Genomic DNA, 12,840 nt, shown 5'->3' on the forward strand with positions numbered 1-12,840 from the left:
GGCCGCCCCCCGGGGGGCGGGACGGGCGGGCAAGGGGGCGGCCCCCGGCGGACGCCGCACCCCTCGCTCCCGACCGGCCCCGGCTTACCGCCCTACGCCCCGCCGACCGTCTCCACGTCCACCTCGGTCCGCGCGACCCTGCGTCCGTCCGCGTCGATGGACCTCCGTAGCGCCTCGTGCAGCCTGGCCGGGGTCAGGACGCCCAGGAAACGGCCCTCGCCCGCCTCGTCGATGACGGCGATCCAGCCCGCGTCGTGCTGGAGCATGGTGGCGAACGCCTGCTTGAGGGACGCGCCGACCGGCAGCCACGCCTCCATGCGGCGGGCGTGTTCGCGGACCGTGCCGCCCGACTGGATGGCGTCGGCCGGGATCCAGCCGTGCAGGTTGTCGTCGCTGTCCAGGACGACGGCCCAGCGGGCGCCCTCGGAGGCGAGACGGGCGGTGGCGGTCCTGAGCGGGTCGTCGAGGTGGACGACCGGCGGCTGGTCGAGGTCGGACTCCTCGATGGGCGTGACGGAGAGCCGCTTGAGGCCGCGGTCGGCGCCGACGAAGTCCGCGACGTACGGGGTGGCGGGCGCGCCCAGTACCGCCGCCGGGGCGTCGAACTGCTCGATGGTGCCCTGGCCGTAGACCGCGATCCGGTCGCCGAGGCGGACCGCCTCCTCGATGTCGTGGGTGACGAAGAGGACCGTCTTGCGGACCTGGGACTGGAGCTTGAGGAACTCGTTCTGGAGGTGCTCGCGGACCACCGGGTCGACCGCGCCGAAGGGCTCGTCCATCAGGAGTACGGGCGGGTCGGCGGCCAACGCCCTTGCCACGCCGACCCGTTGACGCTGTCCGCCGGAGAGCTGCTCGGGGTAGCGGGAGCCGTACACCTTGGGGTCCAGGCCGACCAGGTCGAGCAGTTCGGCGGCCCGGGCGCGGGCCTCGGTGCGCTTCACGCCCAGCAGGTGGGGGACGGTCGCGGTGTTGTCCAGGACCGTTTTGTGCGGGAAGAGGCCGACCTGCTGGATGACATAGCCGATACGGCGCCGGAGTTCGACGGGGTCGCCGGCGGATATGTCCTCGCCGTCGAGCAGGATGCGGCCCCCGGTCGGTTCGATGAGCCGGTTGACCATCTTCATGGTGGTGGTCTTGCCGCAGCCCGACGGGCCCACCAGCGTGACGAGTTCACCCGCGGCGACCTCGAAGGACAGGTCGTCGACGGCGGTGGTGCCGTCGTCGTAGCGCTTGGTGACGTGCTCGAACCGGATCATGGGGCCTCATTGTGGCGGTCGGTGACTGAGGTTGTGTGAAGGGCGTGTTGCCGGGATGTGGCGGGCCGAAGCGGTTGTCAGTGCTCGGGGATATGGTCTTTGAACATACGTTCTCAGGTGACTGGAATCGGCTTTACGGGGGAGGTGGGGACGCGTGAGCGAGCTGAGTCTGAGCCAGGGCCCGAGCTGTCTGGCGACGAATGACTGGATTTGCGGGGAGTACTTGCGTTCCCGCGCCCAGGAGTTGACCGACGCGACCGTCCAGCATGTCTGGATCACGGTGGTATCGGTGCTGATCGGGCTGGCCGTGGCGTTCCCGCTGGCCCTGCTCGCACGGCGCGGCAAGCACTTCGCCGGACCGGTCCTCGGGCTGACCACGATCCTCTACACGGTGCCCTCACTGGCCATGTTCTCGCTGCTGCTGCCGCTGTTCGGACTCTCGTCGGCGCTGGTGATCACCGGCCTGGTGCTCTACTCGCTGACCATCCTGGTGCGGAACATCCTGGCCGGGCTCGAAGCCGTCCCCGAGGAGGCGCGGGAGGCCGCGCGGGGGATGGGGTACGGGCCGGCGCGGATGCTCTGGGAGGTGGAACTCCCGCTCGCGCTTCCGGCGCTGATGGCCGGTGTGCGGATAGCCACCGTGTCGACGGTCGCGCTGACCACCGTCGGTGCCATCGTCGGCCGGGGCGGGCTCGGCAACCTCATCGAGGACGCGCTGCCCACCTTCTTCAAGGCGCAGGTGCTCGCCGCCTCCGTGCTGTGCGTACTGCTCGCCCTGGTCGCCGACCTGCTGCTGCTCGGGGTGCAGCGGCTGCTGACGCCCTGGACCCGGGTGCAGCGCGCCAGGCGTGAGCCGCTGTCGGCCCGGATACGTAAGACTTCTGCGGCTGTTGAGGCGGGCTGATCGCGATGGGTGTGCTCGGTGAGGCCTGGACCTGGCTGATGACCGGCTCCAACTGGTCGGGGGAGGGCGGAGTGCTGAACCGGCTGACGGAGCATCTGTACGTCAGCGGGGTCGCCCTCCTCATCGCCTGCGCCCTCGCCCTGCCGCTGGCCTTCGTGCTCGGTCACCTCGGCAAGGGGGGTGCGCTCGCGGTCAACATCTCCAACGTGGGGCGGGCCGTCCCGGTCTTCGCGGTGCTGGCGCTCTTCATGGTCTCGCCGCTGCGGTCCGCCGGATATGTGCCGACGATCATCGCGCTGGTGCTGTTCGCGGTGCCGCCGCTGCTCACCAACGCGTATGTCGGGATGCGGGAGGTGGACCGGGCGGTGGTGGAGGCCGCGCGGGGGATGGGGATGGACGGGTGGCAGTTGTTCACCCGGGTCGAACTGCCCCTGGCGTATCCGCTGGTGATGACCGGGCTGCGCTCGGCCGCCGTGCAGGTGGTGGCCACCGCCTCGATCGCGGCGATGGTCGGCCAGGGCGGGCTCGGCCGGATCATCACGGCCGGCTTCAACACGTACGACACGGCACAGGTCGTCGCGGGGGCCATCCTCGTGGCGCTGCTCGCGCTGCTGGTGGAGGGGGCGCTGGTGCTGTTCGGCCGGATCTTCTCGCCGCTGCGCAAGACCGTCTGACGTGCGGTGCGGTGCGGGGCGGACCGACGGCGTTCCGGCCCCGTGCCGCATCTCGCTGCTCCTCAACTCCTCTTCTTCTCAACCCCTTCTGTTCCTGCACCTCGTTGTGCACTTTCTGGATGGTGAACCCACATGAGTAAGACCTCACGCCTCGCGGGTGCGGTAGTAGGCCTGGTGGCACTGACCGGTTCGCTGGCCGCGTGCGGCGGCGACAGCCTGGAGAACCAGGGCAAGCCGGGCGGCGGCTCCTCCGCCGGCTCGGCGGGCGGCGGCGAGAAGGGCTCGCTGGTGATCGGCGCGGCCGCCTTCACCGAGTCCAAGGTGCTGGCCGAGCTGTACGCGCAGATACTCAAGGACGCCGGGTACGGCACCTCGGTGACCGTCGTCAAGAACCGCGAGCTGTACGAGCCCTCGCTGGAGAAGGGCGAGATCGACGTCGTGCCGGAGTACGCGGCGACCATCACCGAGTTCCTCAACGCCAAGGTCAACGGCGCCAAGGAGGCGGAGAAGAAGCCGCTCGCGTCGAGCGACGTGGCCGCCACCGTCACCGCCCTGGAGAAGCTGGCGGGCCCGCTCGGGCTGAAGGTGCTGCCCGCCGGGCAGGCCGTCGACCAGAACGCCTTCGCGGTGACCAAGGAGTTCGCCGCGAAGAACAAGCTGAAGACCCTCTCCGACCTCGGCAGGTCCAAGCTCAAGGTGAAGATCGCGGCGGGCGACGAGTGCGAGATCCGGCCGTTCTGCGCGCCGGGCCTCAAATCGAAGTACGGCATCGACGTCACCGGCATCGACCCCAAGGGCGTCGGAACCCCGCAGTCCAAGCAGGCCGTCAAGGACGGGGTGGACCAGCTCGTCCTGACCACCACCACCGACGCCACCATCGACAGCTTCGGCCTGGTCTTCCTTCAGGACGACAAGAAGCTCCAGAACGCCGACAACCTGCTGCCCGTCATCAACGCCAAGGACGCGGGCGACCCGGCGGTCGCCGAGGCCCTCGGCAAGCTCACCAAGGCCCTGACCACGGAGGACCTCGGCGAGCTGAACCGCAAGGTGGACCTTGAGCGGGCCAAGCCGGCCGATGTCGCCAAGGAGTACCTGGAGTCGAAGAGCCTCATCAAGAAGTAGTCGAGAAGGAGCGGACGAGGAGGAGTTGACGAGGGGCGGACGGCGAATGGGGGCGCCCGCGGACCGTGGCCCGGGTAACCGCACGGGAACAGATTGCCGGGTGGTGCCCCATTCGTGTCTTGCGCACGGTAAATTTCGGGCCATGCCACGTGGACGCCACCGCCATTCCCCGCCCCTGCACAAGCTGCTCCCGTCCTCGGCGGTCGCGGGCGGCGCACTCGTGTGTGCCGCCGGTGCCTGGTTCGTGGCGGACCCCCTGGTGCTACGGATGCTGGTCGCCGCCTCCGCGGCCGCCGCTGTCACCGGGGCCGCCCTGATGCGCAGTTGGGACCGTACGGCGGGCCGCAAGGTCGCCGAACTGACCCGCGCGCGCGAGGCCGACGGGTGGAAGGCCGAGGAGCGCGTCGCCGACATCGAGGGCGACCTTGAGGAGTCGCGCGACCTGCGGGCCAAGCTGGAGGCGAAGCTGCGCGCCAAGCGCGTGGAGCTGGCCGGGCTGCGCAACGAGCACGCGGCGCTGCTGCGGCGGTACGCGACGGCGGAGACCGAGCGGGCGAGCGTGCTGGAGAGCCGCCGCCGGCTCGCCCTGGAGGCCGCGCTGCCGGCCAGGCAGCTGACGGCCGCGGGGTCGACGCCGACTCCGGCCGCGTACATGCGGGCGGCCGCCGCGCTGGAAAACCTGGGGCGCAATGGCGAGGCCCAGCGCAGGGCGGCCGAGGCGGCACGGGCCGCGGCGGCCGCCGCGGCCCAGGTGGAGGTACGGGTTCCGGCACCGGCTCCGGTGCGGATGGACGCGCAGGCGCTGACTCCGGTGCGGGTGGCGGTCCCCGCCCCCGTACAGGACCCCGTACGGGACCGGGAAGCGCGCGAGCACACCCGGCCGTCGTCGGCCCTGGCCCCGTACGCCTCGCAGAACCTGCCCGCCGTGCGCAAGACGGGGGGCTTCGACTTCTTCGGTACGAGCGCGGGTGCGGGTGCGACTGCGGCTGCCGGCGCGAGCACGCAGGCGAGTACCGGCGCGGAGGCGCTGGAGCCGGTGCGCGACTCCGTGACGGAGGCCGTGCAGCAGGAGGACCTCGCGGACGTCGTCGGCGAGGAGGCGCTGGCGATCCACCGCTCGTCCCGCCCCGGCGGCGACAGCGACACGGTCGGCGAGGTCATCGACCTCACGGCGCACGACGAGACCGAGCAGTTGGATGTGACGGGGCTCAGGAGCGTGGTCGGCTCCTGAACTCCCGTAGAGCCAGCGGGACTTGAGCTGCTCTACGGCCTACTTGTCGATGTCGCCGACGACGAAGAACAGGGAGCCGAGGATCGCGACCATGTCGGCGACCAGGGTCCCGGGCAGCAGCTCGGTGAGCGCCTGGATGTTGTTGAACGACGCCGAGCGCAGTTTCAGCCGGTACGGGGTCTTCTCGCCCTTGGAGACCAGGTAGTAGCCGTTGATGCCGAGCGGGTTCTCGGTCCAGGCGTAGGTGTGGCCCTCGGGGGCCTTGAGGACCTTGGGCAGGCGCTGGTTGATCGGGCCCGGCGGCAGGCCGGCCATCCGGTCGAGGCAGGCGTCGGCGAGGTCGAGCGCGTTGTGGGTCTGCTCCAGCAGGCACTCGAAGCGGGCGAGGCAGTCGCCCTCCTCGCGGGTGACGACCTTGAGGGTGTCCTGGAGTTCGCCGTAGGCCAGGTAGGGCTCGTCGCGGCGGAGGTCGAAGTCGACGCCGGAGGCGCGGGCGATGGGACCCGAGACGCCGTACGCGTGGACCGCATCGGCGGACAGCACGCCGATGCCGCGGGTGCGGCCCCGGAAGATCTCGTTGCCGAGGACCAGGTTGTCGTAGATGTCCATCCGGGAGCGGACCGAGGCGATCGCGTCGCGGGCGCGGCCGAGCCAGCCGAGCGGGAGGTCCTCCTTGAGGCCGCCGACCCGGTTGAACATGTAGTGCATCCGGCCGCCGGAGATCTCCTCCATGACGGCCTGGATCTCCTCGCGCTCGCGGAACGCGTGGAAGACGGGCGTGATGCCGCCGAGTTCCAGGGGGTACGAGCCGAGGAACATCAGGTGGTTGAGGACCCGGTTCAGCTCGGCGAGCAGGGTGCGGGTCCAGACCGCGCGCTCCGGGACCTCCATGCCGAGCATCCGCTCGACGGACATGACGACGCCGAGTTCGTTGGAGAACGCGGAGAGCCAGTCGTGGCGGTTGGCCAGCATGACGATCTGGCGGTAGTCGCGGGCCTCGAAGAGTTTCTCCGCACCGCGGTGCATATAGCCGATGACGGGCTCGGCGTGCTGGATGCGTTCGCCGTCCAGGACGAGCTTGAGGCGCAGCACGCCGTGGGTGGAGGGGTGCTGGGGGCCGATGTTCAGCACCATGTCGGTGGATTCGGCCGCTCCACCGATGCCGACGGTGGTCGTCTGCGGGGGCGTCTGCGTCATGCCGGACAGTATCGCTTGCGGGCCGGGCGGGGGCAGGGGTGCCCCCCGGGCCCAGGCTCTGCCCCCGCCCCTTGGGTACGGGCGTCGGCGGCCCGGTTCCCTAGCGCCCCGGCGAAAGGCCCACCTCGCAAGTGAGCCAGCCGAAGTCCCCCAGTCCGCCCCGCGCCGTGAGCTCCGCCGCCTCGCCGGCCGAGGACAGGGCCCGTACGTAGGCCGCGGGGTCGGTGGAGGCCAGGGACAGGGGCGGCCGGGCGCCGCCGATGCCCAGCTGGTGGAGGGCGGTGCGCTGGGTGGTGAGGTGGCCGCCGGTGAGGGCCGCGCAGGCGTCGAGGGCGACATGGGAGGTGAGGTCGCGGGTGCCGTCCGGGACCGGGCGGACCTCGCGGCCGGCGGCGAAGCCGGTGAGGGTGCCGAAGGGGGGCCGGGCGTCGCGGGTGTGGGCGTAGTCGGCGGTGACCGCACGGCCCGCGGTGACGGTGGCGACCGCCGCGGCCCAGGCCTCGTCGCGGGGACGGCCGATCTCCGCGCGGTGACCGGGGCGGCCGGTCAGGGGCCACCACCGGGACAGCCAGGCGGCGTCGGTTCCGGTGACCTCGGGGCCGAGCCGTTCGGTGCCGTCCGCGGCCACCTCGACGTACCGGACGACTCCCTCCTCGTCGCACTCGGCGATGTCCACCGGCACGTTGTCCAGCCACTCGTTCGCGAAGAGCAGTCCGGTGACGCGGGCGGGGGGCTCGGCGAGCCACTCGACGCGGTGGTCGAGGGAGGCAGGGCGGGGGGCGAGTTCGACGGCGTACGCGCGCACCGGGAAGCCGGCGGGGAGTGCGGCCAGCACCCCGGTGAGGAGTTCGCCGCGCCCGGCGCCGATGTCGACCAGGTCGACGCCGGAGGGGGGCGCGCCCAGGCTCTCGTACGTCTCGCGGAGCAGTCGCGCCACCGCTTCCGCGAAGAGAGGGGACGCGTGTACGGAGGTACGGAAGTGGCCCGCGGGGCCCTCGGGACGCAGATAGAAGCCGGCCGGGCCGTACAGCGCGGCCTCCGTCGCCTCGCGCCAGCCACACCACTGCGGTCCCGGGGAACACTCGGGCCTCTCGGGCATCTCCTGCCCATTCGGATCGTTCACGGCGCCCAGTCTCCCCTTCCTCTCCACCTTGGGGAGTAGGGGCCCGGGACCGGATCGGCCCTCCGGTTGACCCAACGACCTCTGCGGTTTCCCTACGCTGGAGGTGTGCAGCGCCTCTACGACTTCCTCCGCAGACACCCGACGGGCGTCGACAGCTTCTGGGCTGTGATCCTGTTCGGGTTGTCGGTGCTGTCCAGCGGCGGCCCGAGCGGCCGCAAGCTGGCCGTCGTGATGCTCTGCGTCTTCCTGATGAGCCTCACGGTGGCGCTGCGCCGCCGGGCCCCGGAGAAGATGCTGCTGCTGTCGATCGGTACCGGGCTGCTCCAGCTGGCGACCGGCGTCGAGCCCAACCTGTCCAACCTCGCGATGTTCGCCACCGTCTACACGGTGGCCGCGAACGCCGCCCGCTGGGCGTCCAGGCTGGCGCTCGGTGCCTCGCTGCTCGCCGGGACGCTCTCGCAGATCCGCTGGCAGGTGGAGAAGGGCGATCCCGTCGCGCCGATCGCCTTCGCGTTCTTCCTGACGGTGCCGTTCCTGCTGGCCTGGGTGCTCGGCGACTCGATGCGCACCCGGCGTGCCTACTTCGCGCAGTTGGAGGAGCGGGCGGCCCGGCTGGAGAAGGAGCGCGAGGCGCAGGCCAAGGTCGCGGTCGCCGCCGAACGCGCCAGGATCGCCCGCGAACTGCACGACGTGGTCGCGCACAACGTGTCGGTGATGGTGGTGCAGGCCGACGGTGCGGCGTACGTCATGGACAACTCGCCCGAGCAGGCGAAGCAGGCGCTGGAGACCATCTCCACGACGGGTCGTCAGGCGCTCGCCGAGATGCGCAGACTGCTGGGTGTGCTGCGGACCGGGGAGCGGCAGGAGAGCGGGGAGTACGTCCCGCAGCCCGATGTGCAGCAGATCGAGGACCTGGTCGAGCAGGTACGGGTGGCCGGGCTGACCGTCGACTTCAAGGTCGAGGGCACCGCCCGCCCGCTGCCCAGCGGCGTCGAGCTGACCGCGTACCGGATCGTGCAGGAAGCCCTCACCAACACCCGCAAGCACGGTGGCCCGGACGCCGGCGCGAGTGTCCGGCTGGTCTACTTCGACGACGGGCTCGGCCTGCTGGTGGAGGACGACGGGCGGGGCGCCGCCCACGAGCTGTACCAGGACGGCGGCGCGGACGGTCAGGGCCACGGTCTGATCGGTATGCGCGAGCGGGTCGGTATGGTCGGCGGCACCCTGGACGCGGGGCCGCGCCCCGGCGGCGGCTTCCGGATCAGCGCACTGCTCCCCCTCAAGCCGGCCCACTGATTGCCCACCGCCACCGCTCGAACCGGCCCCACTGATTCCCCACCGCTCCCTACCGCTTTCCGGAAGGTTCCGAATGCCGCCGATCCGCGTGATGCTCGTCGACGACCAGATGCTGCTGCGCACCGGCTTCCGGATGATCCTGGCCGCGCAGGCGGACATGGAGGTCGTCGCGGAGGCGGGCGACGGTCAGGAGGCGCTGGACATCCTGCGCACCACGGGGGTGGACGTCGTGCTGATGGACGTCCGGATGCCCAGGCTGGACGGGGTGGAGGCGACCCGGAAGATCTGTGCCGCGCCGGATGCGCCGAAGGTGCTCATCCTGACCACCTTCGACCTCGACGAGTACGCCTTCTCCGGGCTCCAGGCAGGGGCCAGCGGCTTCATGCTCAAGGACGTACCGCCGCCCGAACTCCTCGACGCGATCCGCTCGGTGCACAGCGGGGACGCGGTGGTCGCCCCGTCCACCACCCGCCGGCTGCTCGACCGGTTCTCCTCGATCCTGCCCGCCACCGGCAACGAGCCGCAGCACAAGGAGGTCGAGAAGCTCACCGAACGCGAGCGCGAGGTGATGCTGCTGGTCGCCCAGGGGCTGTCCAACGGGGAGATCGCCGCCCGTCTGGTCCTCTCCGAGGCGACCGTGAAGACCCATGTCGGCCGCATCCTGACCAAGCTCGGGCTGCGCGACCGCGTGCAGGTGGTCGTGCTCGCGTACGAGACGGGGCTGGTACGGGCGGGGGGCTCGCCGGGGTCCGCCTGAGGACCTGCGGCCGACCGGGTGCGGACACAGGCGCTGAGTGGTGCCAGGCCGGGGCTATCGCAGCACTCCCTCCAGGAAGTCGCTGCCCAGCCGGGCCACCACCGTCATGTCCAGCTGGTGCAGTACGTACCGGCCGCGCCGCCGGGTGGTGAGCAGGCCCGCCTTCTTCAGGACGGTCAGGTGCCGGGACACCTCGGGGGCGGTGATGTTGTACGCGTCGGCCAGTTCGCCCGTGGTCTGCGGGGTGCGGGCGAGCAGCCGGCACAGCCGCATCCGCATCGGGTGGGCCAGCGCCTCGAAGCGCAGCTGGAGCAGCTCCGTCGAACCGGCCGAGGGCAGTTCGGGCGTGGACACCGGGTAGTGGATCACCGGGCGCCAGCCAGGGGCGTACAGCACCAGCAGATGGGGCCAGCCGAAGTGGGAGGCCATCAGGGTCAGTCCGTCGCCGCTCTCGCGGTGGACGGCGGAGGTGCGGGCGGCGGCCAGCTTGTCCACCCGGATCTGCCCGGCCTCCTCGTCGAGGGTGACCGCGTCGGACACCGAGCGCAGCGCGTCCGGCAGGCCGCGGCGGCGCAGCAGTTCCGTCTTGTGCCGGGCGTCGGCGGCGAGCTGGACCCGCACCCGGTTCCAGGTGTCGGCGAAGAAGGCCTCGTCGCAGTCCTCGAAGAGCCTGCGTATCCACCGCCGGACGGTGCCCGGGTCGTCCAGCAGCCGGGTGGCGAACTCCACCTGCTTCGGTCCCCGGGCGGCGGCCAGGTCCAGGACCCGGGTGCGCAGCGCGGGGTCGACGAGCGGGGAGGGGCCGCCCGCCGTGTAACCCGTGGAGCAGGTGATCTCCAGGGCGGCGGTCACGAAGCGCTCGTCGTCCAGCCGGTCCAGCAGGTCCAGGTCCTCCGCGAGGGTCGCCCCCGGACCCCGGACGGCGCCGGGGCCCTCGGCCGGGAGCACGGCGAACGGCAGGAAGATGTCCGCGAAGGTGGAGCGCCACAGGAAGTCCGCCTCGGTCAGCCGGTCCGCGAGGTCCGGCTTGAGTCCGGCGGCGATGGCGGTGGCCCAGTTGTGCTGTGCCGGGTGGTGGTTGGGCTCCGACAGCACGTGCAGGGCCATGCCCAGTTCGGCCAGCGGGGAGATCGCGAAGTCGACGCGCTCGGCCGGCAGTCCCTTGATGTCGATGGACACGCTCATGGCCCCATGGTGCACGCCACCACTGACAACGGGCCCTTCGATTGACGGCAGGCGTCAATCGGAGAGGCGTCGATTGACGGTCCCGGCCAATCGGTTCGCCACCCGCGCCGGACCCGTCGCAGCGTGAAACCCATGAACGCATCCCAGCAGCACCTGCTCGACGCCTACCGCGCCGCCCAGCACGGCACCCCCACCCCGCCCGCCCCCGGCCGGCACGACTGGCAGACGGTCGCCGAACTGCGCGACACCGTCCGCGACGACCTCCGCTTCCGCGCCGTCACCGAGGGCCGCCCGGCCCACACCTACCGCAGGGCGGCCCTGGCCCGAACGGTGGCCGCACTGATGGCCCGGCTGACCGCCCCCTTCACCTCCGCCGCCCGCGCCCCGCACACCACCGCCGAAGCCCGGCCCCGTGACACCGCACGGGGCACGACCGCACGGGGCACGACCGCACGGGGCACCGCCGCACAGCCCCGGACCAGCCCCGCCCGCTGCAACTAGCCGGGCCCAGCGATGACCAGCCCGCCCACCCGCCGGGCAGTCGGACACATCTGACCGCCCGGCACCCAGCCACCCCCCCAGGCCGGGCGGCCACCTGCCCCACAACCCCGGCGGCCACCTGCCCCATTCGCCCGCCCGCCCCCGACTACCCCACCCGTCCCAAGAATTCCCCCACCGCCGCCACCACGTCCCCCTTGCTCCACTCCAGCCCCGGCGACGCCACCGTCACCTCCGTCACCGACATTCCCGGCGGCCCCTCCGGGCACGGGAACCACCGGTGGAAGAGCGTCGTCCCGGTCTCCTGCGCCTGCCGGATCCCCGCCTCCGTCAGCACCTTGTCGTCGTACGGCAGCCACACCTGGAACTGATGGGTGTACGGCACCTCCGGATTCACCCGGAACCACGGGACCTTCGCCGCCTCAAGCCCTTCCCGGAGCCCCTCCGCGACGACCTTCGCGTGCGCCACGTACTCCGGCAGCCGGGGCAGCTCCCGCTCCAGCCCGAGCAGTGCGCTCAGCACCGCCGGATACTGCTGGAAGAGGGCGCCCCCGTACCGGTGGCGCCACGTCTTCGCCTCGTCGATCAGTGTCCGGGGGCCGGCCAGCGCGGCCCCCGACATCCCGTCGAGCGACTTGTAGAAGGACACATAGACGCTGTCCGCGAGCCCCGCGATCTCCGCCAGTGGGCGCCCGAAATGCGGCGTACATTCCCACAGTCGGGCGCCGTCGAAGTGCACGACCGCGTCCCGCTCCCGGGCCGCCTCCACCACCTCGACCAGCTCGTCCCAGTCCGGCAGCACGAACCCGGCCTCCCGGAGCGGCAGTTCGAGCATCAGCGCGCCGAACGGCTCCTCGACATCGCGTACTTCCTCGGCGGTCGGCAGCCGGGCCTCGCCCGTCGGGTGCACCGTGCGCAGCCCGCTGACCACCTGGAAGGCGTTCCCCTCGTGCAGTTCGGGGTGGGCGCGCGGGTGCAGGGCGACGACCGGGTTGCCGGTGCGGCCCGCCCAGCAGCGCAGGGCCACCTGCTGGGCCATGGTGCCGGTGGGGAAGAAGGCGGCGGCCTCGGTGCCGAGGAGGGCGGCGGTGCGGCGTTCCAGTTCGCCGACGATGCCGTCGCCGTACAGATCGACCCAGCCGTCGACGTCGTACGCCTCGGACGCGTGTGCCGTCAGGTCGGCGAGGAGGTCGCCGATCCGGCGCTCGGCGGAGGGCCGCGAGAGGGTGCGGGGTGCGCCGCGCCAGGCGGTCAGCCGGCGGTGCCGTTCCTCGGCAGCGGTGGGCTCGGGGTGGTCCGTGCGGTCGGTCATGCGCTGATGATGCCGTACGCCGCCGACAGGGTGGCAGAGTTTCCCCACAGCCTGTGGATAACTATTCCGGGACGGGCGGTACGGGGTGACGGCGCGAGCCGGCCGGGTCGGCGGCGGCCCCGCCCGGCGACGTAAAGCATCCCAAACCGCACCCCGGGAAGCCTCCGAAACGCTGGCGTAGCATGACGAGCAATCGTCCGGTACCCCCTGCGGACTGGAACGGAAGGCCGTTTCCGCGTGAACGCACAGCACGACTCCCAGCCCCACTTCCCGCACGACCCGCAG

At 71.8% G+C, this 12,840-nt stretch carries 12 protein-coding genes; 7 read left to right on the forward strand and 5 right to left on the reverse strand.

All coding sequences use genetic code 11. The features are described from left to right. Positions 1-92: 92 nt before the first annotated feature. Positions 93-1,256 (reverse strand): betaine/proline/choline family ABC transporter ATP-binding protein, encoded by a 1,164-nt coding sequence (locus tag ACIA73_RS13195; protein ID WP_399438523.1) that lies wholly within the window; start codon positions 1,254-1,256, stop codon positions 93-95. 154 nt (positions 1,257-1,410) lie between these two features. On the opposite strand from ACIA73_RS13195, the gene ACIA73_RS13200 reads away from it, so the two are divergent. The 4 genes from ACIA73_RS13200 (at position 1,411) to ACIA73_RS13215 (ending at position 5,187) form a co-directional block, all read left to right on the forward strand. Continuing rightward, the gene (locus tag ACIA73_RS13200) at positions 1,411-2,160 is read left to right on the forward strand and encodes an ABC transporter permease (protein ID WP_399438524.1); all 750 of its coding nucleotides are present in this window, start codon (positions 1,411-1,413) and stop codon (positions 2,158-2,160) included. A gap of 5 nt (positions 2,161-2,165) precedes the next feature. Further along, entirely contained in the window at positions 2,166-2,834 is a 669-nt protein-coding gene (locus tag ACIA73_RS13205) for an ABC transporter permease (protein WP_399438525.1), read from the forward strand. Positions 2,835-2,966: 132 nt separating this feature from the next. Next, on the forward strand, positions 2,967-3,956 hold the full coding sequence (locus ACIA73_RS13210; protein WP_399438526.1) for an ABC transporter substrate-binding protein: 990 nt from the start codon (positions 2,967-2,969) through the stop codon (positions 3,954-3,956). A gap of 142 nt (positions 3,957-4,098) precedes the next feature. After that, positions 4,099-5,187 carry a hypothetical protein gene (locus tag ACIA73_RS13215; protein WP_399438527.1) on the forward strand — a complete coding sequence of 363 codons (1,089 nt, stop codon included), beginning with the start codon at positions 4,099-4,101 and terminating at the stop codon, positions 5,185-5,187. A gap of 39 nt (positions 5,188-5,226) precedes the next feature. On the opposite strand, the gene ACIA73_RS13220 is transcribed toward ACIA73_RS13215, so the two are convergent. Both ACIA73_RS13220 and ACIA73_RS13225 read right to left on the reverse strand, forming a co-directional pair. Then, a complete protein-coding gene (locus tag ACIA73_RS13220; protein WP_399438529.1) occupies positions 5,227-6,384 on the reverse strand; it encodes an NADH-quinone oxidoreductase subunit D in 1,158 nt (385 codons plus the stop codon). 100 nt (positions 6,385-6,484) lie between these two features. Next, positions 6,485-7,483: an SAM-dependent methyltransferase gene (locus ACIA73_RS13225; RefSeq protein WP_399438597.1), complete on the reverse strand. Its 999-nt coding sequence runs from the start codon at positions 7,481-7,483 to the stop codon at positions 6,485-6,487. A 129-nt stretch (positions 7,484-7,612) separates the two neighbouring features. Here ACIA73_RS13225 and ACIA73_RS13230 point away from each other — a divergent pair, with 129 nt between their 5' ends. Together ACIA73_RS13230 and ACIA73_RS13235 are read left to right on the forward strand one after the other, a co-directional pair. Further along, entirely contained in the window at positions 7,613-8,803 is a 1,191-nt protein-coding gene (locus ACIA73_RS13230) for a sensor histidine kinase (protein WP_399438530.1), read from the forward strand. 73 nt (positions 8,804-8,876) lie between these two features. Beyond that, positions 8,877-9,560 carry a response regulator gene (locus ACIA73_RS13235; RefSeq protein ID WP_399438531.1) on the forward strand — a complete coding sequence of 228 codons (684 nt, stop codon included), beginning with the start codon at positions 8,877-8,879 and terminating at the stop codon, positions 9,558-9,560. Positions 9,561-9,614: 54 nt separating this feature from the next. On the opposite strand, the gene ACIA73_RS13240 is transcribed toward ACIA73_RS13235, so the two are convergent. Further along, the gene (locus tag ACIA73_RS13240) at positions 9,615-10,739 is read right to left on the reverse strand and encodes a DUF5937 family protein (RefSeq protein WP_399438598.1); all 1,125 of its coding nucleotides are present in this window, start codon (positions 10,737-10,739) and stop codon (positions 9,615-9,617) included. Positions 10,740-10,877: 138 nt separating this feature from the next. On the opposite strand from ACIA73_RS13240, the gene ACIA73_RS13245 reads away from it, so the two are divergent. Further along, complete coding sequence (locus tag ACIA73_RS13245; protein ID WP_399438532.1) at positions 10,878-11,246, forward strand: hypothetical protein; 369 nt, start codon at positions 10,878-10,880, stop codon at positions 11,244-11,246. 145 nt (positions 11,247-11,391) lie between these two features. Here ACIA73_RS13245 and ACIA73_RS13250 read toward each other — a convergent pair whose 3' ends face one another. Further along, the gene (locus ACIA73_RS13250) at positions 11,392-12,555 is read right to left on the reverse strand and encodes a threonine aldolase family protein (protein WP_399438533.1); all 1,164 of its coding nucleotides are present in this window, start codon (positions 12,553-12,555) and stop codon (positions 11,392-11,394) included. Positions 12,556-12,840 lie beyond the last annotated feature (285 nt).

The sequence above is a fragment of the Streptomyces sp. NPDC051561 genome, from assembly GCF_044454195.1.
Classification (GTDB): Bacteria; Actinomycetota; Actinomycetes; order Streptomycetales; family Streptomycetaceae; genus Streptomyces.

Excerpts from the sequence above, each read along its gene's own strand:
- ACIA73_RS13205 (WP_399438525.1), top strand. The coding sequence starts at position 2,166 with ATGGGTGTGCTCGGTGAGGCCTGGACCTGGCTGATGACCGGCTCCAAC.
- ACIA73_RS13220 (WP_399438529.1), bottom strand. The coding sequence starts at position 6,384 with ATGACGCAGACGCCCCCGCAGACGACCACCGTCGGCATCGGTGGAGCG.
- ACIA73_RS13225 (WP_399438597.1), bottom strand. The coding sequence starts at position 7,483 with ATGCCCGAGAGGCCCGAGTGTTCCCCGGGACCGCAGTGGTGTGGCTGG.
- ACIA73_RS13235 (WP_399438531.1), top strand. The coding sequence starts at position 8,877 with ATGCCGCCGATCCGCGTGATGCTCGTCGACGACCAGATGCTGCTGCGC.
- ACIA73_RS13250 (WP_399438533.1), bottom strand. The coding sequence starts at position 12,555 with ATGACCGACCGCACGGACCACCCCGAGCCCACCGCTGCCGAGGAACGG.
- ACIA73_RS13215 (WP_399438527.1), top strand. The coding sequence starts at position 4,099 with ATGCCACGTGGACGCCACCGCCATTCCCCGCCCCTGCACAAGCTGCTC.
- ACIA73_RS13210 (WP_399438526.1), top strand. The coding sequence starts at position 2,967 with ATGAGTAAGACCTCACGCCTCGCGGGTGCGGTAGTAGGCCTGGTGGCA.
- ACIA73_RS13245 (WP_399438532.1), top strand. The coding sequence starts at position 10,878 with ATGAACGCATCCCAGCAGCACCTGCTCGACGCCTACCGCGCCGCCCAG.
- ACIA73_RS13195 (WP_399438523.1), bottom strand. The coding sequence starts at position 1,256 with ATGATCCGGTTCGAGCACGTCACCAAGCGCTACGACGACGGCACCACC.